The sequence below is a fragment of the Streptomyces sp. NPDC008125 genome, assembly GCF_042957125.1.
In the GTDB taxonomy this organism is placed as follows: domain Bacteria; phylum Actinomycetota; class Actinomycetes; order Streptomycetales; family Streptomycetaceae; genus Streptomyces.
In genome coordinates this window covers 417743-440583 of record NZ_JBIBHR010000005.1, presented here as the reverse complement: position 1 = coordinate 440583, position 22841 = coordinate 417743, and the positions used below count along the sequence as shown (strand labels likewise).

The window sequence follows — 22841 nt, the reverse complement described above, 5'->3', positions numbered from 1 at the left end:
AAGCCTCTAGTGGATGTCTCCGTGCTCGACCGGCTGCCCGCCCCGGTACGGGCCGAACTCGACCGCCGACAGGCCGCGCTGCCGGCGATGGCGGCCTTGGTGGAGGCCGACGACGACGAACCCGTGCTACTCGCCGGCTCCTATGCGACCGGGGAGTGGAACCCCACCTCCGACCTCGACCTGCTGGTTCTCACCAAGCGGCACCGTTCGCGCCGAACGCCCGGCACCACGAACCACCCCTCGATCCTCGGGGACAGCTTCGACGGGCAGGTGGGTGACCTTCCTGTCAACGTCGAGTACGTCTCTGCGGAGCGTCTGCACGACCTGGCCCAGGTGCTGGAGAGCGCCGCCGGGGATGGCGGCACGGTCGACCTGCCGAACCTCCAGGGACTTGAGATACGGCTCGTGCAGCGCATGCACAGCGGCATCGCGCTGAGCGGCACCGGAGAACTGGACCGGCTCCGTGCGGGCCTCGACCTCGACGCGGTCCGCTCGGCGGCCACCGCCCTCGCTTTCGTCGGCACGCTCAGCCTGATGGAAGACTCGACCGTCCTGGCGAGCCCGACCCGTGAGCTGATGTGCCGGGGCGCCGCGGAGTCCCTGCTGATGTCGGCGGTGAACGCGTTCGGCCCGCTGACCCACGACGGCAAACACCTGCTCACCAGGGCAGCTCGCATCTCTGAACTCCCGCAAGTTCCCAGACTTTTCTCGCAGATCGAGACCCTGCTGTTCGCGGACCGGCTGCCTCACGAGGAAGCTCTCGGCCTGGTTCTGGACCTGGCCGAGGATCTGTACCGGTCGTTCACTGATCCACGTTGCCCCTCCCGCGCGCTCCCCATGCTCGACCCGCTTGTCCCGGCCTGGGCGTGGACGGGACGTGCGTGGTCGGCGCCGGGACACGGTCGCGGGGAGACCGGGCGGCCCTTCCTGAGGAAGAGCGCGTGACGGCCCGCGGCGCCGACCGGGCGGCAGACGAGGCTTGGAGACTGTTGGATCCCGATCCGCCGTTGTTCGCGTCCGAGACGTGGCTGGAGCTGGTCGCTGACCGGATCGAGGGCAGCCACCATCGCTTCGTCAGCGCGCCTGGTACACCGGACGCCACCGGCTTCTTCGGCACCATCATCGACAACAGTGAGGTCTCCGAAAGCAAGAACCCCTGGCAGTTGCTGTTCGAACCCTGCAGCATGCGGACGCTGACCCCCGGGGCGACGGCGGCGCAGGCCGCGGCTCGTGCCGGGGGGCCGCCCCGCGAGGCATGGTTTCCCTCGCTGGTGCTGATGTACCCGGGCCTGGAATGCTTCCCGGCCGGTCCGGGCCGCCACCGTCCCGCCGCTCTGGACCACGCGGTCGCGGACCTCCTCGGCCGGGCCCGTGACGAGGGCCTGAAGTCGGTGGCCTTCCTGTATGTGCAGCCGGAGGAACGGGCGCTCGCCGAGGCGTTGCGCCGCGCGGAGTTCGTGGAGTTCCCGCTTGCCCTGCGCTGCAACCTGCGCCCGCCCGGCACCTCGTTCGCCGACTACCGGGCCACGCTGGGCCGCAGCGCGGTCCACAGCATGGACCGTGTCCGCCGACGCATGGCCGAACGGGGCGTGTCCATCGCCCAGTTCCGGCTGAGCGAGCTGGACGACGCGCAGGTTGAACGGCTGGTTGAGCTGCGGCTCCAGTACCGCTCCAAGTACGGCCGGCGTCCCGATGCAACCGGAGAGCGAGAGCAGCTCATGATGCTTCGTCGCGACTTCGGCGACCGGTGCGAGGTCGTGGCCGCCCTGGCCGACGAGCGGATCATCGGGTTCTGCCTCTTCCTAGATGCTGGAGACGTACGACACTCCTGGACAAACGGCACCGACTACACCGACAGCCGGTCCAAGGACACGTATTTCGAGGTGTGTTATTACCGCCCGGTCGAGGACTCCTACCGCACTGGCCGTAAGGAGTTGTCTTTCAGCTACGGCGCGGAGAGCACCAAGCTCGAACGGGGCTGCCGCCTGGACGAGGTGAGCGGCTTCGTGCTCCCACTGAGCGACGACGGCCTGGAGCCGGCGCGCCGTGCTGCGCAGGCCCTCGCCGGGGGGCTCGCTCGTCCCGCCACGGAATCGCACAGGAAGACGGGAGAGTGATGGTCACCGACGTCGGCAACACCTCCAAGAGGCGAAGCATCCTGCAGGAGCGGGGTTTCCGGTACTACTGGACGGCGCGCGCCCTGTCCCTGGTCGGGGACTACGCTTTCCGTACCGCCTTTGCAACACACATCATCAGCACGAGCGGCTCGGCGTCCACACTGGCCGCGGCAACGGCCGTGCTGCTCTTGCCCTCACTGGTGTCCTACCTGGTGGGTGGCGCCATCGGAGACCGTACGCGGTCCCGTCGGGCAATCATGATCGGTGCCGACATCGCCCGGTTGGTGGTCCTTCTGCTCATCGCCGGGGTGACGTACTGGACGTCCAGCATCGCGCTGCTCGTCGTTCTCGCCGTGCTGATCGGTGTGGCGGACGGCTTCTTCCAGCCCGTTTCCTTCGCGTACATGCTGGAGATCACGCCTAGGGAGAAGCTGGTCGCCGCGAACTCGGCGCTCTCCGTAGGCCAGCAGATCGGACTCATCGGCGGCCCCCTTGTCGGCGGGTTCATGGTGAGCCTCGCGGGAGCCTCCGCGACGTTCGCGTTCGACGCCGCGACCTTCCTGCTCTCGGCGATTCTGCTCCTACTGATCCGCACGCCCCGGAACAACAGCGAGGAGAGCAAATCCGGCCCAGTGAAGCCGGACCCTGTGACCGAGGCCAGAACACCTGGGGAACCGGTGTCAGGCATGCAACGACTCAGGCAGGTCGGCGCGGACGTCGCCGTGGCAGGCCGCTATGTGGCCGGCCTGCGCTGGCTGCTGGTCTCCCTGGTGGTTGGCGCCTGCACCAACGCCGTGTACGCAGGCGTCCTAGATGTCTCGGTGCCGCTGATCATGGCACCGCAGGGGACGTCCGAGGGCAGGGCGCTGGGTACGTTCTACGCGCTCCAGGGCATCGGCGCGCTGGCTGGGGCAGCAGTGCTGGCCAGGCTGACCGTGCGCAGGATGGGGCCGATCCTGTTCTCCATGCTGGCGCTCATGGCCCTGTCCCTCGCGGGAACCGGCCTCATGGGTGGTGGCGCGGGCGCTCTCACTATGGCCTTCGTCTACGGGATCGGCCTGCACTTCTTCAACTCACTCTTCCCCAGCCTGTTGCAGGAACGGGTGCCGGAGTCCCTGCTCAGCCGTGTGGGCAGCCTGGCTTTTCTCGGGTTCAACGGCCTGATGCCACTAGGCGCCCTGCTGATGGGACCGCTGGTGACCACCCTCGACCCCCGGGGCGCGGCCGCCTGGGCAGGGCTTGCGGCCGCTCTGGTGAGTCTCGCCGCCCTGCTGTCCAGGGATGTTCGCCGTCTCATCACACAGGACCCCAAGCCAGACACTGGTACACCGCCCGATCCCGCCGACGGAAACGTCGACAAGCTCTAGGCGCGATCGTCAGAGGTCAGAGCCGAGATAGATACAGGAAGGTCATGTACAGGACAGATGTGACCCCGTTGTCCGGCCCGTTCGACGGCGACGGCTGGGACCACCTGGGTCCGGGCGCCGCGGTCCAGGGTGGCCGCTGGCTGCGCTCGATGATCAGCCGACTTCCCGGCGAGCCAGTGACGGTCCTGCATTCCGGCCCGAACGGCGCGCTCGCCTTCACCGGTGCCGTGATCAGGGACGGCGACGCATACGAGGCATACAACCCATGGGCCATCCTGCGCCGCAAGGACGCCGTCTTTCCCGAGGCGGAGTGCTCGCGTCGGCGTGTCCTGCCGCAGCTCGGCGACGGACCCGAGGAAATCCTGCCGACACTGCTTTTGGTGGCACCCGGCTACCTCGGCGATCCCGTGGGGGCCGCCGCGGACCGGCCCGAAAGCGTGAAGCAGTGCCTCACCGACGTTTGCGCGTGGGCAAGGGGGGCGGGCCTGGCCACCGTGTCGGTGCTGTACACCACACCGACCGCCTCTGAGGTCCTGGAGCCCGCGGTCGGCGCTCTAGGCGGCGAGAGCTTCGAGCTGACGACACGATCGATGATGCGAGTGACATGGGACGACGAGAAGGGCCTCTCAGTCAGCCGCTCGAAGCGGCAACGCATCGAGGCGGGGCGTCAGCTGCGCCGACTGGCGGAACACGGTTGCGTCGTCGGCACGGGGGACCCCGACGAACTGTTCGACGAGGTCGTCGAGGGCAGGTGCGCACTGCTGCGCTGGTATGGGCAACCCGCGGACGAGGCGTCCGAGCGGCGCCGGCTGCGCACCCTGATCGACTCGTTCGGCAGAGACCTGTTGCTCTACACCGCCCACCATGACAGCCGATTGATCGCCCACGCCCTCTTTGTGTCCGACAGGAGGACCTTGCAGAACGTGTATGTCGGCACGACTGAGGAGGGCCGCAACACGCCGTACGCGCATCTGGCGGTGACCTACCACGAGCCGATGCGGCGGGCTGCGCGAGAACGCTACGACTGGATCGATTACGGCGTCGGCCATGGGAGCACCAAGCGGCTGCAGGGCTGCGATGCCATATCGCTTACGGGCCATGTGATCCCGCTCTGAGCTTGACTCTGTCGGGGATCTTGGAGTTTCCCGGTGCGGCAGCACGATCGACGGGCATGCTCGGATAGTTCCGCCGACCGATGCAACTGTCGAGGTGCCCGTTGTCCCTTCGCCCCCGTTCCGGTGAGCAAGTTCCGCCTCTGACTGCGCGGATCGCGCGGGCGAGCAACCCGGCTGGTACGACGGCAATATGGGTGCGCGATCGGCTGGATGGGCTGTGGTGCGACGAGGACTTCGCGGACTGGTACCCGCGTGACGGGCGTCCGGGTCTTTCGCCTGCTCAACTGGCCACCGTCTGTGTGCTGCAGTTCCTGCTCGGTCTCTCGGACCGGCAGGCCGCCGAGGCAGTCCGCTGCCGCATCGACTTCAAGTACGCGATGGCCATGGAGCTGGACGATCCCGGCTTCCACCACAGCGTGCTGGGCGATTTCCGCGACCGTCTCGCCGAAGACGACCGCGCCGACCGCCTCCTCGACCTCGCGCTGGCCCGCCTCAAGGAGGCCGGACTGGTGGGCGAGCGCACCACGCAGCGCACCGACTCCACCCACGTCCTGGCCTTGGTGCGCGACCTGACCCGCCTGGAGCTGATCAGCGAGGCGGTCCGCGCCGCACTGGAAGAAGTCGCCGGCACCGCGCCTCACCTGCTGGACGAACTGGTCGGCGAGGACTGGGGGCGCCGCTACGGGCGGCCGGTCCGCCTGGGCAAGAACCCCACCAGGCTCAAGACCAGGACCCTTGCCACGGGAAATGATGCTGTCCGGCTCCTGGAACACCTCTACCGGCACGGAGCGGACCGCGCGTCCGGCCCTCGCGTCCAGGCCCTGCGCCAGATCATCCTGCAGAACTACCACCATGACACCGCAGGACACCTGCGCTGGCGCACCGCCGAAAAGGAAGATGGCCCCGGACTGCCGCCCTCGTCCCGGGCGATCATCTCCCCCTACGACACCTCGGCTCGTTACGCACGCCATGGACACATCATCAGCTGGACGGGGTTCTCCGCTCACCTGACCGAGACCTGCGCTCCCCACAGCCCCAAGGTGATCACGGACGTGGCCACCACCGCGGCCACCACCCACGACAGCAAGGTCCTGCCCGGCATCCACACCCGCCTGGCACGTCGGGGACTGCTGCCCGCCGAGCACTTGGTCGACGCCGGCTACACCTCCCTGCCCCACCTGGAACAAGCCGCCCGGGAGCACCAGGTCACCGTCTCCGGGCCGCTGACCAGCAATCCCACCCGCCAGCATCGTCGGAACGAGGGCTTCGCCCGGGACGACTTCCACATCGACTACGACCGCCAGCAGGTCACCTGTCCCCAGGGACAGGTCAGCGCCGGCTGGCACGGCCCCTACCCGACCTCCTCACCCACCGCGGCCCCGCTGATCGTGGCCAGGTTCACCAAGAGCCAGTGCCGCCCCTGCCCAACCCGCGCGCAGTGCACCAGCACCGCAGACAGCGCCCGCACGGTGGGCTTTCCCCCGCGAGAACTCCGCGATCTGCAACTCCGTGTCCGAACAGAGCAGCAGACGCCGGAATGGAAGGCCCGCTACGCGATCCGCTCCGGAGTGGAGGGCACGGTCAACGAGTTCGCCCACGGCCACGGCATGCGACGCTGCCGCTACCGAGGACAGGGGAAAGCCCACATCCAACACGTCCTGACGGCCATCGCCGTCAACATCGAGCGCCTCAGCAAACTGCCAACGGCAGAGGACGTACCTGCACCCCGCCGACCGACTGCCTTCCAGAATTATCTCGACCAGCGCGAGCTACCCCGACCGAAATCCTGGCGGACCCTGGGCACCTGACCTCGACCACTCCAAGATCCCCGACAGAGTCAAGCTAAGGGAACGACGGCCTGTGGTCACGGACCACGAACCCGGCAACGGCTCCCGGCAGGAGCAAGCCAGAAGCTTGATCACCACATGGGACAGAGGCCGCGGTCACGGGAACAGCGTCTCTGCCTAATTCGAGGAGCAGGAGGTCGTAGAGGGGGCATGCGGGTTCGTTGCGGTAGGGGCCGGCGTAGGCATGGCTGAGACGGTCGTCGAGGGGGGCGAAGGCGGAACCAGCCGCAGGCCCCGGCCCGGCTCGGGGTCGTCCTCCGGCTCCAGCGGTGCGGCGGGCTCAAGGCGGGCGGCTTCGGCGGCCTCCTGGCGGGCGACGTCGTCGGCGCGGCACGGGCCGCACTCGGACTTGTCCCCGGCCCGTACGGCGGTCCGGTGCACGGTGATCTCCTTCCAGCGCTCGTCGGTGAACTTCTGGCCGCACCGCCTGCACACCGGGCGCTGCGCCTACCGCCACGCGGCGCAGCACGCCGTCAGAGCCCGCGCAGCGCCTCGTACAGCTCGCCGTAGGCGGTCCAGCAGTCGATGCTGCCGTCCTCGTACAGGCTCCCCATGTACCAGTCGTCGTCCCGCACGGTCTTCACGATGCACAGGCCGTGGAACCCGAGCACGACCTCCGCGTCCATCGCTTCGTCAGGCCCGTCGGAGGCGACCCACTTCACCACCCGGTCCGCAGAGAGCACGACAGCCTCCTGGTCGCCGGACACGTCCCGGATCCTCTGGAGCGTCCAGCTTGGTGGGGGCTGGAGTTCCGCCGTGCGCCCTTCATCGTGTTCAGTCACCGGGAATGGTTTCACCACACCATGTGACGTTCTTGCACGCCCGGTTGGACGGGCGGGCTGCCCCAGAACCGCCCCATGGCCACTGGTCGGGACGCATGGCCGTGCCGTCGGGAAAGGGACGACGTCATTGGCGAATCGACTCCGACCCGACAGCCGTGATGGCCTCTGTGCTTCTTCGGGGTGGAGAGCAGACGTCCTGCTCTCCCGGTCGAACGCTCCGGTGCAGGTCAAGTGGTGTGACCGTGGTCATCTAGGGTGGTGGGAGGACAGGAAGGACCAAGCGGTGACGACTGTGGTGCTGAGCTCGACCGATCTGACGCTGAGGCCGTGGGAGCCGGGTGACGCTGACGCGCTGGCGGCGCTGGCCGATGACGAGAATCTGCGTCGCTGGACGTCGCACCGCGTGGCGGGCCCGCAGGACGCGGTGCGCTGGATCGCGACGCAGGAGGCGGGCTGGAAGTCCGGGAAGCGCCTCAGCTTCGCCATCCTCATGACTGGGCGGGTCGTGGGACACGTCGTTCTCAAGCGGTCCGGCGGCGAGGCGCGCGGTGAGGTCGGCTACTGGACGGGCGCCTCGGCACGGGGCCTCGGCGTTGCTTCCAGGGCCGTGGAACTGCTGACGAGCTGGGCCTTCGACACCAGGACGGGAGCGGGACTCAGCCGGCTGGAACTGATCCACGACACCGGCAACCCCGCCTCCTGCCGAGTCGCGCAAAAGACGGGCTACACCCTGGAGAGCGTCCTGCCGCCTCGTACCCCGCACGAGGCCGAGGGACACCTCCACGCGCGCGAACGCGGGACCGTTCGTCTGCCTTGACCAGCCGTGTCAGGCCGGCTGCCCGAGCCCGAGTCCACGCGGCGCCCGCGATGGTGGCGTGGCACATGCCCTCGGTGTCCCTCCCGCTATCGAGAAAGTGTCGCAGATTTCGGGGGCGGGCTTGATCCGGGGCGAACTTGAGAGCTTGTTGCTGGCAGCAGCGGCGCGTAGTGATGCGGAGGCGGTCCGGGACCTGCTGGGTGACGGGGCGGACCCGGACGTCGCGGGTCCGGACGGTTTCTCAGCGCTCACCGGGGCGGTGGCCTCGTACGAGGAGGAGATCGCGAGCGCCCTGGTGGACAGCGGCGCGGATCCTCTGCTCGTACAGCCGGACGGAACCACACCGCTGACACTGGCTGTCGACGGCGGGTCACCGGCCGTCGTCCAGGCGCTCCTGGGCGAGGACCTCGTGCTGCGGCTCTCCGGAGCGGACCGTGTACAAGCGCTCGGCGCCGCGCGGACCTGGTACACCCGCGGAGCCGCCGAAGAGCTGCGGCGCAGGACCGGCTCCCTGGAGCCCGCCGTGTCCGTACGTGTCCTCGACGGCGAGTACAACTACGTCGACGAAGTGACCGTGGGCGGGCGCACCGTGCGGGCGGGTCACGGTGCGGTTCTGACCAAGCTGGAGTGGGCCTTTGGTATCTCGGCGTCGGTCGACGAGCTCGTCGGCCGCGCGCTGCGTCACGCGGACGAGGAGCATGTGGACGCGTGGGAAGCCTGCTGGGTACTCAGCCGGCGTCGCAGTGAGCGGACGTGGTCGGCAGTGGTGGCGCACCATACCCATCCTGACCCCGCGCGCCGTGTGTTCGTGGCGCGGTATCTGTTGATCCTCGCGTCGCCGCCGGTCGGCGATCCCTACCGGGCGCGGGAGGCCGGTGATCTCTTGTACGGGTGGGCTTTGCGGGAGGCCGACGGGGCGGTGCTCGCCCGGGTCCTCGACACGTACACGAGCTACGAGCATCCCGGTCACGAGCGGGTTGGTCTCCAGCTCGCCGACCACCCCGGCCCTGAGGTGCGCCGACAGGTGCCCTACGCCCTCCGGCGGTACGAGGACTCTGCGGGCGCCTCCCCTGCGGCCCAGGCCGCTCTTCTCCGCCTGGTGCGGGACCCGGACCCGTGGGTCCGTACCGATGCCTGCACGGTGGGCAGCTGGGGCGACACCCCTCTGCCCGAAGTCACCGACGCCCTTCTCTCGCTCACCAGCGACCCGGATGCCCGCATCCGGCGCGGGGCGGCGGAACAGCTCGCTTTCCCGAAGCACCGTACGCCCGCTGCCGCGGACACCCTCGCCGCCCTCACACATGACGAAGACCAGCTGGTACGCCTCGAAGCGGCATACGGCCTGGCCCAGCGCGACGACCCTCGCACGAGGCAGGCGATCGAGCGGGTAGGACCCTGGGGAGACGAGAGCGACACGGTCCACGACCACCGGGTCAATACCCTCTGGCGCTGGGAGCGGAAAAACCCAGCGACCGGATGAACGGCATCCGCACTCTCTGCCTCGGAGCAATCCCGAGCTGTCCTGGTCCTAGCCTCGGACAGGCGGACCCCAGCGGAGGTGGTCCCGTACGCGCGGGCTTCGGCGAACCGCCGCTGCCCGGGATGGAAGGCACCATGGCGTGGTCGAGTTCGGTGACGGTGCGCCGCGGCCGGTGCTCGATCACCATCCCGTAGGGAAGTCGGCAAGTCCGGCGCCGACCGTCTCGCGGAAGCGCAGCTGCCCGATCCAGCGAAAGCCCTGCGGGAGGAAGCCGTCGGTGCTGGTGTCCATGGGGTGCTCCTTCGACGGGCGGTCAGGCGGGACGGTAGTCGGCGCGGGCGAGCAGGGCGGTCGCGGCAGCGTAGAGGGGGGCGCCGGTCATGCGGCCGTCGACGCTGGTGATCGAACCGTCGGTCCGCTCCCGGGCGGCGACGACGGCGCGAGCGTGAACAAGTTGTTCCTCGGTGGGGCGGAACGCCTCAGCGATGGCCACGACCTGGCGGGGGTGGACGGCGATCTTGCCGGTAAGCCCAGGTCCCGGGCCCGCAGCGCCTCGCGGCGCAGCCCCTGCTCGTGTTTCAGGTCGAACCAGGGGAAGTCCAGGGCGGCGATCCCGGCGGCGGCAGCGCTGTTGGCGAGTTGGGCCCGCGGGTGCAGCAGCGCCTCCCAGGTGCGGGCGGCGCCGGTGGCGGCGGCGTAGTCGGCCGCGCCGAACGCCAATCCGGCCAGTCGGGGTGCGGCGCAGATCTCGGCGGCCTTCTCGACCGCCCGCGGGGTCTCGACGAGCGCCCATAGCTGCGGGGCGTAGCTGTCGGTGTCGAGGGCGGCGGCGGCCAGTTCGATGTCGCGGGCGGACTCGACCATCGGGAGGACCACGATCTGCGGGCGGTGGGGGTAGTCGGCGAGGGTGGTCAGGTCACGCAGCCCTTCTCTGTTGGTCAGGGCGTTGATCCGGATGCCGGGGACGGGTCCGGCGGGGTCGGCGGTGGCGAAGAAGTCGGCCGCGCGCTCCCGTGCGGCGTCCTTGCCCCCGGGGGCGACGGAGTCCTCCAGGTCGACCACCGTGACGGTGGCGCCGCTGGCGCGGGCGGCGGCGAAGCGGGCGGGGGCGGTGGCCGGGGTGACGATCCACGGCCCGCCTGGGGTGCTCCACCGGGTGGTGGCGGTCATCGGGTCCTCCTGTTCGGTGGGTGAGCGGCCCACCGCCATGGGGGCACAGCGGCGGGCCGGTCGGTCAGGTGTGCTGGAGGTCGCGGACGACGGCGTGGATCTGGTCTTCCTGGCCCGCGACGACCTGGCGGCGGCCGAGTTCGAACAGCACGTCGATGGGGTTCACTCCCCCGCGCCGGGCGGCGTCCAGGACCGGCAGTTTGGACCCGGAGAACACCCCCGCCAGGCCGGAGGCCAGGCTGATGGAGTCGATCGTCGGGGGCGCGTCCATCAGCTGCACCTCGCCGATGTCGGCGGCGGCCAGCAGGCGGCGCAGGTCGATTCCGGTGGTGTGCCCGGTGCGCTGCAGGACGGCCGCGAGGACTTCCAGCTGGGTGTTGCCCGCCCCCGCGCCAAAGCCGCGGGCGCAGCCGTCGATGACGGTGGCACCGGCCGCAACTGCGCCGAGGGAGTTGGCCATCGCCATGCCGAGGTTGTTGTGGCCGTGGAAGATGATCGGCACAGTCCCGGCGGCCTCCCGGATGGCGCTGATGCGGTGAACGACGTCGTCGGGCAGGTAGTGGCCGGCGGAGTCCATGATGCCGACGTCCTGCGCGCCGAATCCGATCAACTGGGCGCACTGGTCGGCTAGTTCTGCGGGGCCGAGCATGTGGCTCATCAGCAGGACGGCCTGGGCTTCGACACCGGCGGCACGCGTCTCGCCGAGGTGGCGCTCGGCGACGTCGGCCTGGAAGCAGTGCGCGGCGATCGGTACCACGTCCGCGCCGTGGCGCACCGCCGCCCGCAGGTCGATGCCGGTACCCCAGCCCGGCGCGAGGAAGACTCCGAGCCGGCTGGTGGTCAGGCACTCGCGAACGGCAGTGATCGTTTCCTCGTCGGCGAGGCGGGCGCGGCCGAGCTGGAGGGAGGAGGCGCCCAGACCGTTACCGTGTCCGACCTCGACGACGGGCACGCCCGCGGCGTTGGCGGCGCTGGCGTAGGCGCGCAGCTGGTCGGCGCCGAGCTGGTGGCGCACCGCGTGGTGACCGTCGCGAAGGGTCGGGTCGTGCAGGGTTACGGGGCCGGCGGTCAGCTGCTCCACGGGGCCGCTCCTTCCCGGGCGAGGGCAGCGACGGCCCGCTCGGCGATCCGCACGGCGGCGGCGTTGATGATGTCGAGGTTTCCCGCCCAGGGGGGATGTGGCTGCCGTGGGCGGTGATCTCCAGCGCGACGTCGACCCTGCCGTCCGTGACGGTGCAGGAGGTAAGGGTGTAGCCGGGGGCGTAGGCGCGGACGCGGGCGGCGGCGGCGCGGACGGCGGCCTGGACGGGCTCGGGGCGGGCGTCGTCGGCCAGGACGGTGGCCAGGACGCGAAAGGGTGGCTCGGGCTGGGCGGGGCTGAGGTTCACCAGCGCCTTGACCGGGGCCTCGGGCACACCGGCGAGCTCACGGACGGCGTCCTGCGTGGTGGCGACGTACTCGTCAATGTTGAGGCGGGTCGCGCGCCCCGTGCTGGCGAAGGCGCCGGTAGCCACGATCTCCACGTAGGAAGGAGTGCAGGTTACGGCGATGGCGTGCAGAACGGGGATCGCGCTCTGCACACCGCAGCTGATCATGTTGAAGTGCCGGGACGACTGCACGGCCGCGTCCCCGTTGACGGCGGGCACCACGCGGGTGCCGGTGCCGCTGGGGGTCAGGTCGACCAGCACCGTGCCGGTGGCAGCGAGGGCCTGCCAGTGGGCGGTGTGCGCTGCGGCGTTGGAGGCGTCGAAGACCACGTCGAAGTGCTCTGCGGCGTCGACGAACGCGGCGATCCCGCCTGCCATCGTCGGCAGGCCGAGTTCCTGGGCGCGGCCCAGCCCCGGCGAGGTCCGGTCGCGGCCGACGATCAGCGCGCACTCCAGCAGGCCGGAGTAGCCGATGCGTTCGGCCAGGTCCATTCCGATCTTTCCGCATCCGAGCACGACGGCGCGGGGCCGCTCTCCCGGTCCGTTCATGGCGAAGTCCTCCTGTAGGGGTGAGCTGTGCAGGACGGCGGGCCGCGTCCCGGCTCCGGTGCCGGGCGCGGGCGGGGCGGTGTTCAGATGGCGTGGGCAGTCACCGGGGGCAGGGCGTCGCAGCCAGCTTCGAGAAGCATGCCGGGGCGCAGCGGGACGGCCCGGTGCACGGAGCCGGCCAGCACGATGTCGCGCGCCTTCAGTCCGGTGCCGAACTCGGCCAGGGCCCGGGTCAGCCACGCCACGGCCGCGAGTGGGTCGCCGAGGACCTCGCGGCCCTCCGGAGGCGGCCGGGGGTGCCGCCGATCCCCAGGGTCAGAAGGCGCTCGGGCAGCTGGAGGCCGGGGCGGAAAGGCACGGCGGGTCCGGTGACGATCCGCGCGCACGCTGCGTTGTCCGCGATGCTGTCCGCCAGTGTGAGTTGCCGGCCCCGGTAGCGGGTGTCGATCACTTCCAGGGCGACCATCACCTCGGACACCGCTGCGCGGGCGGCGGCGACGTCGACCTCCCGGCCGGCCAGGTCCTTGCCGAGGCCGAAAGCGAACTCGGTCTCGACCAACGGGGACACCAGGGCGATGGTGTCGACCGTGCCTCCGCTGGGGACGGCCATGTAGTCAAGCAGGATGCCGGAGTCCGGGCCGTCGATGCCCGTCTGCTGGCGCATCGCCTCGGAGGTGAGGCCGACCTTGTGGCCGATCGGCCGGGCCCCGCCCGCCATCCGCAGCGCAGTGCCTGCCCACTGAATCCGGTAGGCGTCCAGCAGGTCCACGTCCGGGCGTCGGGCGGTCAACGCGTCGACGGAGACGGCGGCGCGCTCGGCATGGCACAGAGCGAGGGCTTCCCGCCCGACCCACGGCGGCACCTCACTGCCCGCCCCCTGGCCGGCGAAGGCGGCACCGAGATGCGGCAGGTCCGGCGGCACCGGCGGTCGGTTGACGAACCTGCCGCCGGCCGGGCGGCAGAGCGGCAGAGCGGCAGAGCGGCAGAGCGTTGGGAGCGTGCGGACATGGAGTCCCCCAGGCGTGCGGTCCTGGTGCAGCAGTTCAGCACCGGTGACCATCACAGCCCAGTGGCCACCGCCCGCGGCAGGGCTCACGAGGGGGCCGACGGACCGACGGCGGGGCCGACACGCCGCCGGACCCGGCCGCCGGAGCAAGGCGCTCAGGCGGTGGCGGGTTCGCCGCGGCCGTAGCGGGAGACGACCAGCGGAAGGAAGTCCGCGCAGTGCCCGAGGCCACTCACGCCCTGCACGCTGTGCACGACCGCGAGCCGATCCAGTTCGGGGCCCTCACCGCGGGCACGCTCCTCGTCCGCCAGCACCTCGTGTTGCTTGAGCGCCAGGGCGGCCGGGACTGCCGGCGCCAGGAAGTGGACACCGATGTTTCCGTACTCGCCACGGGTCACGCCCCAGGCGGTCATGTCCTCGGGGTCGGAGACGACACCGATCTCCTCCAGCAGCTCCTGCGCGGCATGCCGTCGCAACGCCGCCAGGTCGAAACGCTCGCCGCCGGTCGGCGGCTGCGCCGATCCCCCGGGCAGCGCCCACCTTCCCGGCTGCGCGGTGAGGTCGGAGCTCCGGCCGACGATCAGCCCGCCGTCCTCCACCGGCTGCAGCACGGTGACGAAGATCGAAGCGGGCGACCAGGAGCAGCCCTCGATCTGGCGCAGGGCCCGGTAGCGGTAGGTCGCTGCCGCCCACGACTAGAACTCTACAGCGGTCTCGGTCACCCGACCATCGTGGCAGACGGGGCGGGCCCTGCCTCATCGTCTGCGCACGCGGCACATCCGAGTGCGGCCCGTGCCGCGCCGACGACGTCGCCCGCCAGGAGGCCGCCGAAGCCGCCCGCCTTGAGCCCGCCGCACCGCTGGAGCCGGAGGACGACCCCGAGCCGGGCCGGGGCCTGCGGCTGATTCAGCCACGCCGTGTCCCGGTACGTCGCGCGTCCCACCTGGAAGCAGAGCTGAATGACAGCTCACACCGTCCAGCGTGCCGAACCGGCCAGCAGGGCGCGCACGTCGTTTCGCGCCGCCTCCTGGAAGACGTCGCGCAGTGCACCGACTTCTTCTCTGAAGACGTGCAAGCTGTCGGAGTCGTGCTGGTCGGCGGTGGCCACGAAGTCTCGGGCGCCCCTCAGCCCATGGAAGACCGCATCCGCAGCTTCGACTGTGGAAGCCGGCGCCAGGACATGGATCTTTTGCCGAGCACCACCGAGGCCGCAGCCGTCGAACGCGGCATGCGCGGCTCGAAGCCTCTCGGACGCCTCAGCGGTGCTCCACACCTGGAGAAGCCATCTGCCCGTCTCCTCCATCGCGAGCAGGTAATCGGCGTAGAGAGTCGCGCGCAGCTCCAGCAGGCGGTTGACCGATTCGTGACGCGCTGGTAACCAGGGCACCACCGCCCGTCCCTCCCTCTCTCACCTGCGCATGCCACCCTGATGAAGGCGGCGCCACTCGACACGCATGCAGTCGGCCGCGCGGCCCGTGGCGATGAGCGGTCGGCCTGAAAGAGCAGTGGGTGATGCGAGGCCGGGGGGCCTCGCAGCACCCAGTTTTACGTCAGAGTGGCAACGTGCGCTTCTTCCGCCGTCGCCTCTCGCCAAAGGCGGTCAGAGTAAAGATCGCTGCGATCGCGACGGCGAACGGCAGGGAACCGAGAGCGTCGGTGGTGGCGAGGATCTCCACGAGATAGAAGAGCACTCCCACGATCAACCCTGTACGGATTGGATGCCTTGCGGCCCATTTACGCGTGTGGACACGCGGGTCCGAGAACACTCGTCATACCTCTCCGTCAGTGAAAGTTGGGCCAGTGGTGGAAGGGAACTGCGGCCTCCTCGTCACCATGTGCGGACACCTCGGACAGCGACCCTCGCACCGCGGTATCACTTCCTGCTGTTTCCTGCCCCGTATCCCAACGACCCGCCCCGGGCTCCGCGCCAGCAACTGCCCCAGGACTCCGGTGCAACCGCCCCGGATCTGGACGAGGAGAGTAGCGGTGTCGTGACCATATTTTAGGTGCCTCTGGTGTGAATCTACCTCTATGGCTTCGACACCGAAGGTTGCTCAGTCGCCCGTCGTCCGACAGCAGAGCGAGATCCGGGAGCGGCTCCCGTTCTCAGACGGACAGGATTTTGAGGACGCCAGGCGGGGTCTCATCGCGCGCAGGGTGCCCGGTGCCGTCACCGACGCCTCCGGCACCGTCGTGTGGGACAACGACACGTACGCGTTTCTCCAGGGTGAGGCACCCGACACGGTGAACCCGAGTCTGTGGAGGCAGTCCCAGCTGGTCGCCGAACAGGGCCTGTTCGAGGTCGTCGAAGGCATCTATCAGGTGCGTGGTCTCGATCTGTCGAACATCACGTTCGTCGAGGGAGCCACCGGCGTCCTCGTCATCGACCCCCTGATCTCGACGGAGACCGCCGCCGCGGCTCTGGCCCTCTACCGCGAGCACCGCGGCGAGCGCCCGGTGACCGGCGTCCTGTACACGCACTCGCACGTCGACCACTTCGGCGGCGTGAAGGGCGTCACCACGCAGGAGGACGTCGACGCCGGCCGGTGCCCCGTGCTCGCGCCGGAGGGTTTCACCGAGCACGCCGTGGCGGAGAACGTGTACGCGGGCACCGCCATGGGGCGCCGGGCCGCCTACATGTACGGGGCCGCGCTCGCCCGCGGACCGCAGGGCGCCGTCGGCGCCGGACTCGGGCAGACCACCTCCACCGGCACCGTCACCCTGATCGCACCGACCCTGACCGTCACCCGGACAGGGCAGGAGGAGACCGTCGACGGCATCCGGATGGTCTTCCAGATGGCCCCCAACACCGAGGCACCCGCTGAACTGCTCATCCACTTCCCGGGCTTCAGGGCACTGTGCACGGCGGAGGACGCCACCCACACGCTGCACAACATGCTCACCCTGCGCGGCGCGGTGGTCCGCGACCCGCACGCCTGGTCCCACGCGCTGACCGCGACCATCGATCTCTTCGGCGAGACGACGGACGTCGCGTTCGCCTCCCACCACTGGCCCACCTGGGGCCAAGAACGGGTGACCGCCTTCCTGAGCGCCCAGCGCGACCTGTACGGCTACCTCCACGACCAGTCACTGCGCCTGATCAACAAAGGCTGGACCGGCATCGAGATCGCCGAACACCTCCCCCTGCCGCCGTCACTGGAGAACGCCTGGAGCGCCCATGGTTACTACGGCTCGGTCAGCCACAACCTCAAGGCCGTCTACCAGCGCTACATGGGCTGGTTCGACGGCAACCCTGCACACCTGTGGCAGCACCCGCCGGTCGAAGCCGGGAAACGCTACGTCCAGTTCATGGGCGGCGCCGACACCGTCGTGGACAAGGCGCGTGCGTCGTTCGAGGCGGGTGACTACCGCTGGGCGGCCGAAGTCCTCAGCCACGTCGTCTTCGCCGACCCCCAGCACACCGCAGCCCGCGATCTGCTCGCCGACACCTTCGAGCAACTCGGCTACGGCGCGGAGAACGGCACCTGGCGCAACTTCTACCTGTCCGCCACCACCGAACTACGCCAAGGCCAGTTCGGCACCCCCACGGTCACCGCGTCACCCGACGTCATCGCCCACCTCACCCCGACCATGCTCTTCGACGCCATCGCCATCCAGATCAACGGCCCCAAGGCATGGGACGAGAAGCTCACCATCGACGTCCACCTCACCGACGCCGACGAACGCTACCGCCTGACCTTGGCCAACGGCGTCCTCAGCTACAGCAACGCCCCGCGGGAGACCACCGCCGACGTCACGCTCACCAGCACCGTCAGCGCCTTGTCGCACCTGACCGTCACCGGCATCACCTCCGAAGGTCTCGACCGAGCCGGCGTCCAGATCCGGGGTGACGTCTCAGTACTCCACCGCCTCACCGCCGTACTCGACCCCGGCGACCCGGACTTCCCCATCGTCACCCCCTGACCCCCGGTGAACCCGGCCAGCTCGCCGGTGGAGCGAATCTCCACGGCGAACCGCCGAAACCTTCAAGCGCGGCTCGGGCAGCAGATGACGCCGCAAGGGCATGCAGGTCTGCCCCGCAGCGTACTGCGGGGCAGACCTGGTCGAGCATGCGAGTGATGGGATCAGCCCACGGGTGTGAGCCCTGCGACGAGGCCGGCGACGAAGGCCAGGAGGGCAGGTGCCCATCTCGCCGGGGTGCCGGTGCTGCTTGTTCGCATCAGGGCTCCGAGTGCCTGTGCGCTGATGGTGGGCAGCACGACTCCGGCGAGGCCGAGGAAGAGCACTTCCTCACGGCGGCGGGCCTGGGCGATACGTCAGGTGCCGCGTCCGCAGCAACAGCCACGTACGGCGTCGAGGCGCGCAGAGCTCCAGCCGTCAACGCCGCGATGCCCACAGCACCGACACGCAATCTTCGATATACGAAAAATACTCCTTCAAGATGATGTAGCCCGTTTCTGCACCTATCGGTGGCAGATCCCGGACATTGATACTGATCATACAAATGAAGGTCAGACGCCCTATATGTAGGGGGAGAAACACGACGAGATGGCGGCTTCCCTGCAAAAAACCCGAACGCTGACATGACGGCCTGTCACGTATGACGAGGAACCCGGTGCGGACTCCCACCCGCCCAAGTCGCCCCCGTGGCAGCGGCCTTCCCAGGTCGCGTCTCCCTGGTCAGATTTGGGCCTCCGACGCGGAAAGAGGGCTCGGCCACACACTCCGGCGCTGGGCCCACCTCCGCCGCGCTCGCCACCTCGGGAACCCGCAGCCGCCGCTGGACTTCATCGACCGCCCCCTGGCCGACGACGACGCCGAGGCCGCAAACCTGAACTACTGGGCGCTGCGGCTCGGGGCTCTGGCGTTGCCGCAGCCGGACGACGCCTTCATGCGGGACCGGAACTGTCGGGCTGGGACCCGGTGACCCTGCTGCGGGGCCTGGCGGGCGGGCTGCACCTCGCACCCGGCTTCGTCGACCTACGCGCACTCGCTGTGGGCGCTGCTGACGGCCTACCCGTGGCTGGCGCAGGCCGCCGGGCCGCTCGCCGACGTGCTGCGCGAGCAGGCTGGTCAACTCCTGCACGGGCAGCGTTATCGGGGAGATCCCGGCGCGAGCTCGCCCACGTCCATTACGTTTTCGATCACGACCGCTGACACCGGAGGACCGCATGGCCGATGACACCACCAGGGGTACCGCGAGCTTCATCTCCGAGATAGGCGTGCTCAAGCGCGTCGCACGGACCGGCTGGTGATTCACCGGCAACAAGCAGCCGGAGTCCTGGCCGAGCACTCCTTCCGTGTCGGGGTGATCGGTTCGGTCCTCGTCATGATGGAAGGTGCCGACCAGGTCGCCAATGCCCACCCGGCCGTACGCACCGGCGTCCAGGACGCGGTCGCCGAGTACGAGGCCGCCGAGACCCCGGGGGCGATCGTCACCCGCGACGCCGACAAGCTCGAATGCCTCGTCCAGGCGGTCGAGTACCGGGAGCAGGGCTACAGCCTCACGCAGAACTGGATCGACACCGGCCTCGCCGCCCTCAAGACTCCCTCGGCGAAGGCCCTCGCGGACGCCGCGCTGTCCATGGACTCGCTCCAGTGGCAGAAGAACTTCCTGTCCTGACCGGCACCGGCCACCGCCACGCGTGCAGCCCGGCAACTTCATGAACGGGCCCCGGGAGGATGTTGATCCCCCCGGGGCCTGTGTGTCCGGCTCCGGGCCGGTCAGTTCTCCCCGGCCGCCGTGGCGGAGAGCCAGTCGGCGGCTTCGGCGTCGGTCATGACCAGGACCTGCGTCGGGTGGGCGGTGCCCTCCTGGACGACGTGGGCACGGGCCAGATGCCTGCTGCTCTTCGGGGCGGGGCCGCCTGTCGGGCCGGCGGTTCCTGCGGCCGGGCGCGGTCGGCGCGGGCCGTCAGGGGCAGGTGATGATGAGGCTGGTCAGGACGGTGCAGTTCCGGGTGGCGGTGTCGTTGGCCGGGTTGGGGTCGGTGGGGGTGGAGGAGGCCCGGGCGGCGGTGGCGCTGAGGGTGCCGAGGGAGAGCAGGCCGAAGTTGGCGGTGAAGGAGCGAGTGGTGGAGGCGCCGTTGGCGAGGGCGCCGGTGTCGCACGTCACGGTGCGGGTGCCGGTGGTGTAGGTGCAGCCGGCGGGGAGGCCGGTGACGGATGTGGTCTGGGTGGGCAGGAGCACGGTCGTGGTCGAGGCGCCGGCGGTGCCGGGGCCGTTGTTGGTGACGGTGGCGGCGTAGTTGATCTGCGAGGACAGCAGGGGGCCGGCCGTGGCTGTCAGGGTGACGCCGAGGTCGGCGTCGGCCGGGGGCTGGACGGTGAAGGTGACGGCGGGGCTGAAGGTCATGCTGGTGACGAGGCCGATCGTTCCTGTCTGGAACGCGTTGTAGCTTCCGGGGGCGGCGTCGGGGACGACGCGGGCGTGGAAGGTCGCGGTGGCGCTCTGCCCGGCCGGGAGGCTGGAGAAGCGGACCCGCAGATCCGGTGCGGGGTTGTCGCAGGAGCCGGACGGCGAGCTGGGAAGGTCGCATGAGTCCAGGGTGAACAACGCCGGGGTGCCGAAGTCGTTGCCTCGGAAGGAGTAGCCGACGCCCTGTGTCGTGGTGCCGGTGTTGGTGACCGTCACGGTCACCGTGAACGGGTCGCCGGCCCGGAATGTGGTGTCGGAGAACGCGGCGGTGATGGTCCCGTTGGGGAACGTGCGGCTGGAGGTGACGGGATCGGCGGCCGATGCGGAGCCGGCCGTCACGGTCAGGCCCGTGACGGTGAGCAGGACCGCGGCCAACGCCGCGACCACTCTGCGGATGAAGAGAGGCATGGAAGTGCTCCTTGAGGTGAGGGTCCGGTCGGAACCAGTGGTGAGGGATGCCCTGGGCTCCGGGCCGCAGGACGTGGTGGCGCGTGCCTGGCGCGCGGTGAGACGCAGCTCGGTGCCGGGCCCCACGGGTGTTCGGCGGTGCGACGGCCCGATAGCGGTGCCGTCCGGTCGGATCAGGCGGTGACGTCGGTGGTCAGCGGATGCCCGGTGGCACCGGCGCACGGCGGCCGAGGCAGCAGGCCGGGGGCGGCAGCAAAGACCGCTCCGGCCAAGGGGCCCGAGGATGACCAGAAGGAAGGGGTCGTTCCGGGGCCTGACGGTGGTTCCACCCTCTAACCGGCGCAGATGCATGCATATAGCCCGTCCGGAGGGGCGCGTTTTGCGCCTTTGGAGGGTGGTACAAGCGCAAGCAGGGCGCCCCGTGGGATGAACCAGCCACCGCAACCGACACCGGAAGGCTGCGGCCCCGGCCGATGCAACGCCGTGTCGGCGCTGGGTACGCCTCACCGTGGCGTGTCGGTCGACGTCGAGCGTCACCGCGTCGGCCGACTGATCCTGCCGGCCTGCCAACGGGCTCCGGCGGCGTCTTCGCGGACATCCCCGAGGCCCGGGTGCTGTCCATGGGGCACCAGCTCCTCGCCCCCATCACGCCGCAGGACGGCACGGCCGCCGCCAATTGGATCAGCCACCCGGACACCAGCACCCCACCGGCGCTCGTCCCAGCCGCCCCGTTCGCCGACCAGTTTCGGCAACTCACCTCACCCTCTCGCGCGAAAGCCGCGTCATGAACGGGCACACCGTGCTCTACGACCCCGACGGCCTCATGGGCGCCCACCTCCCGCTCGACCGGACAACGCACGAGCACCTGCTCCGGCGGTGCGTCGTGGACCGATCCGACGGCACTGCGGCCCGACGACCGGTGTCTGGTCTGTGCGGCGGTTGCCCCGTACCGGGCCCCGGAGTGACTGATCCCCCCGGGACCCTGTGTGTCCGGCTCCGGGCCGGTCAGTCCCTGCTCGCCGCTGCGGCGGTGAGCCAGTCGGCGGCTTCGGCGTCGGTCATGAGCAGGATCCGCGTCGGGTGGGCAGTGCCGTCCTGGATGACGTGGGCGTGGCCCGGGCGGGCGCTGCTCTTCGGGGTGGGACAGGCTATCGGGGCGAGCTGCTGCCAGCTCTGCTCCACTCGCTGGCAGCTGCGGCGGCCAGGAACAGGGGCTGGGGCCTGCCGAGGGGATCGCGGGTCCAACCAAGCACCGTCGCATCGTGCCATCTCCACCCCAACGACTCTCGAATTGCACCACGCCATGTCCGGGCTTACTCCGCGGGTGTGACGGGAGTTCGCCCAGGGCATCGATCGGGGCGAGGGGTCTGGGCGTGCCGGTGCTGGGAGGACGGTCGGGTGGGTCAGGCCAGGAGGCTGAGGGATTCCTCCCACAGGCGTTCGGCGTTTGTGGGGTCGAGGGCGTAGGGGGCGACGCCGCTGGACCAGCCGTTGCCGTTGGGGACGGGGACGGCTTCGTTGCAGTCTTCGAAGTAGCGTCCGCCGATGCCTTCGAGCTGGGGAGAAGTGGCCAGGAGGATAGAGGTGGCGGCGCCTTGCTGTGGGGTTTTGCGGCGCTCGTGCGGGGTCTGCAGGCCGCCGGTGTGGCGCTGGAGGTTGGTGGCGATGGCGCCCGGCATCAGCGCGTTGGCGGTGATGCCGTCGGTGGCCCAGCGGCGGGTGGCTTCGACCGCGAAGAGCACGGTGGCGGTCTTGGACTGCCCGTAGGCCACCAGCGGGTCGTAGGGCCGGTAGTGGAAGTGGATGTCGTCGAAGACGACCGGTGAGATCAGGTGTCCGCTGGAGCTGACGACCACGATGCGGGCGTCGTCGGCGGCGGCCAGTACGTTGTGCAGACCGATGGCCAGGGCGAAGTGGCCGAGGTGGTTGGTGGCGAACTGCAATTCCCAGCCCTCAGGGGTGCGTTCCAGGTCCGGTGTGGCCATGATTCCGGCGTTGTTGACCAGGAGATGGAGCGGGCCTTCCCATGCCTGGACAAAGGCGTGTACGGAGGTCGGGTCGGACACGTCGAGCCGGGCGACGTGGATGTCCTTGTTGCCGGTGGTTTCGGTGATGTCCGCCGCCACCTCCTGCCCGGCGGCGGTGTTACGGACGGCGAGCGTCACCTGGGCGCCGGCGGAGGCCAGGATGCGCGCGGTCTCGATCCCGATACCGGAGGCGGCGCCGGTGACGATCGCGCGCCGGCCGGACAGGTCGATGCCGTGGGCCACCTCGGCGGCGGTGGAGGAGAAGCCGAAGGGGGTCGTGATGCGGTTCATGATCGGTTTTTCCCTCGTGTCGTCGGGGCGGGTGCGCTCAGGCGGGACGGACGGGAGCA

21 protein-coding genes and 1 pseudogene are annotated in these 22841 nt (G+C 69.9%); 9 read left to right on the top strand and 13 right to left on the bottom strand.

Annotation, left to right across the window (positions count from 1 at the left end; genetic code table 11):
* Window positions 1-9: 9 nt before the first annotated feature.
* The 5 genes from ACFZAX_RS11735 (at window position 10) to ACFZAX_RS11715 (ending at window position 6407) form a co-directional block, all read left to right on the top strand.
* Window positions 10-945, top strand: coding sequence for a nucleotidyltransferase domain-containing protein (locus ACFZAX_RS11735; RefSeq protein ID WP_390960938.1), 936 nt, complete (start codon window positions 10-12; stop codon window positions 943-945).
* Window positions 942-2117, top strand: a complete 1176-nt coding sequence (locus ACFZAX_RS11730) for a GNAT family N-acetyltransferase (protein ID WP_390960937.1) — start codon at window positions 942-944, stop codon at window positions 2115-2117. Before ACFZAX_RS11735 ends, ACFZAX_RS11730 begins: the two co-directional genes overlap by 4 nt.
* Window positions 2117-3484, top strand: a complete 1368-nt coding sequence (locus ACFZAX_RS11725; RefSeq protein ID WP_390961018.1) for an MFS transporter — start codon at window positions 2117-2119, stop codon at window positions 3482-3484. Before ACFZAX_RS11730 ends, ACFZAX_RS11725 begins: the two co-directional genes overlap by 1 nt.
* Window positions 3485-3528: 44 nt before the next feature.
* Entirely contained in the window at window positions 3529-4599 is a 1071-nt protein-coding gene (locus tag ACFZAX_RS11720; RefSeq protein ID WP_390960936.1) for a GNAT family N-acetyltransferase, read from the top strand.
* Between the two features lie 194 nt (window positions 4600-4793).
* Window positions 4794-6407 carry an IS1182 family transposase gene (locus ACFZAX_RS11715; protein WP_390960935.1) on the top strand — a complete coding sequence of 538 codons (1614 nt, stop codon included), beginning with the start codon at window positions 4794-4796 and terminating at the stop codon, window positions 6405-6407.
* A gap of 512 nt (window positions 6408-6919) precedes the next feature.
* Here the strand turns inward: ACFZAX_RS11715 and ACFZAX_RS11710 are convergent.
* Complete coding sequence (locus tag ACFZAX_RS11710; protein WP_390960934.1) at window positions 6920-7153, bottom strand: hypothetical protein; 234 nt, start codon at window positions 7151-7153, stop codon at window positions 6920-6922.
* Between the two features lie 358 nt (window positions 7154-7511).
* Between ACFZAX_RS11710 and ACFZAX_RS11705 the strand changes: the two genes are divergently transcribed.
* Window positions 7512-8045, top strand: coding sequence for a GNAT family N-acetyltransferase (locus tag ACFZAX_RS11705; RefSeq protein ID WP_390960932.1), 534 nt, complete (start codon window positions 7512-7514; stop codon window positions 8043-8045).
* Window positions 8046-8190: 145 nt separating this feature from the next.
* Complete coding sequence (locus ACFZAX_RS11700; RefSeq protein ID WP_390960931.1) at window positions 8191-9525, top strand: HEAT repeat domain-containing protein; 1335 nt, start codon at window positions 8191-8193, stop codon at window positions 9523-9525.
* Between the two features lie 378 nt (window positions 9526-9903).
* On the opposite strand, the gene ACFZAX_RS11695 is transcribed toward ACFZAX_RS11700, so the two are convergent.
* From ACFZAX_RS11695 to ACFZAX_RS11660, 8 genes are all read right to left on the bottom strand, one after another.
* Window positions 9904-10695, bottom strand: coding sequence for an aldolase/citrate lyase family protein (locus ACFZAX_RS11695; RefSeq protein ID WP_390960929.1), 792 nt, complete (start codon window positions 10693-10695; stop codon window positions 9904-9906).
* A gap of 64 nt (window positions 10696-10759) precedes the next feature.
* Entirely contained in the window at window positions 10760-11710 is a 951-nt protein-coding gene (gene dmpG, locus ACFZAX_RS11690; RefSeq protein WP_390960928.1) for a 4-hydroxy-2-oxovalerate aldolase, read from the bottom strand.
* Entirely contained in the window at window positions 11619-12671 is a 1053-nt protein-coding gene (locus ACFZAX_RS11685) for an acetaldehyde dehydrogenase (acetylating) (RefSeq protein WP_390960926.1), read from the bottom strand. The genes dmpG and ACFZAX_RS11685 overlap by 92 nt, the downstream gene beginning before the upstream one ends.
* An 83-nt stretch (window positions 12672-12754) precedes the next feature.
* Window positions 12755-12916, bottom strand: coding sequence for a hypothetical protein (locus ACFZAX_RS11680; RefSeq protein WP_390960925.1), 162 nt, complete (start codon window positions 12914-12916; stop codon window positions 12755-12757).
* Window positions 12904-13593: a 2-keto-4-pentenoate hydratase gene (locus ACFZAX_RS11675; protein ID WP_390960923.1), complete on the bottom strand. Its 690-nt coding sequence runs from the start codon at window positions 13591-13593 to the stop codon at window positions 12904-12906. The genes ACFZAX_RS11680 and ACFZAX_RS11675 overlap by 13 nt, the downstream gene beginning before the upstream one ends.
* Before the next feature lie 239 nt (window positions 13594-13832).
* Window positions 13833-14288, bottom strand: a complete 456-nt coding sequence (locus tag ACFZAX_RS11670) for an NUDIX hydrolase (RefSeq protein WP_390960921.1) — start codon at window positions 14286-14288, stop codon at window positions 13833-13835.
* 356 nt (window positions 14289-14644) lie between these two features.
* Window positions 14645-15067, bottom strand: coding sequence for a hypothetical protein (locus ACFZAX_RS11665; protein WP_390960920.1), 423 nt, complete (start codon window positions 15065-15067; stop codon window positions 14645-14647).
* Window positions 15068-15227: 160 nt separating this feature from the next.
* Window positions 15228-15368: a hypothetical protein gene (locus ACFZAX_RS11660; RefSeq protein WP_390960919.1), complete on the bottom strand. Its 141-nt coding sequence runs from the start codon at window positions 15366-15368 to the stop codon at window positions 15228-15230.
* Between the two features lie 340 nt (window positions 15369-15708).
* Here ACFZAX_RS11660 and ACFZAX_RS11655 point away from each other — a divergent pair, with 340 nt between their 5' ends.
* On the top strand, window positions 15709-17601 hold the full coding sequence (locus ACFZAX_RS11655; RefSeq protein ID WP_390960918.1) for an alkyl sulfatase dimerization domain-containing protein: 1893 nt from the start codon (window positions 15709-15711) through the stop codon (window positions 17599-17601).
* A 161-nt stretch (window positions 17602-17762) separates the two neighbouring features.
* Here ACFZAX_RS11655 and ACFZAX_RS11650 read toward each other — a convergent pair whose 3' ends face one another.
* A complete protein-coding gene (locus ACFZAX_RS11650; protein ID WP_390960916.1) occupies window positions 17763-17924 on the bottom strand; it encodes a hypothetical protein in 162 nt (53 codons plus the stop codon).
* Between the two features lie 885 nt (window positions 17925-18809).
* Here ACFZAX_RS11650 and ACFZAX_RS11645 point away from each other — a divergent pair.
* Window positions 18810-19261: pseudogene (locus ACFZAX_RS11645) on the top strand (HD domain-containing protein).
* 291 nt (window positions 19262-19552) lie between these two features.
* On the opposite strand, the gene ACFZAX_RS11640 reads toward ACFZAX_RS11645, so the two are convergent.
* From ACFZAX_RS11640 to ACFZAX_RS11630, 3 genes are all read right to left on the bottom strand, one after another.
* Window positions 19553-20464, bottom strand: coding sequence for a hypothetical protein (locus ACFZAX_RS11640; RefSeq protein WP_390960914.1), 912 nt, complete (start codon window positions 20462-20464; stop codon window positions 19553-19555).
* Window positions 20465-21469: 1005 nt separating this feature from the next.
* Window positions 21470-21646 carry a hypothetical protein gene (locus ACFZAX_RS11635; protein WP_390960912.1) on the bottom strand — a complete coding sequence of 59 codons (177 nt, stop codon included), beginning with the start codon at window positions 21644-21646 and terminating at the stop codon, window positions 21470-21472.
* Between the two features lie 221 nt (window positions 21647-21867).
* Entirely contained in the window at window positions 21868-22782 is a 915-nt protein-coding gene (locus ACFZAX_RS11630; protein WP_390960910.1) for an SDR family NAD(P)-dependent oxidoreductase, read from the bottom strand.
* Window positions 22783-22841: the final 59 nt, after the last annotated feature.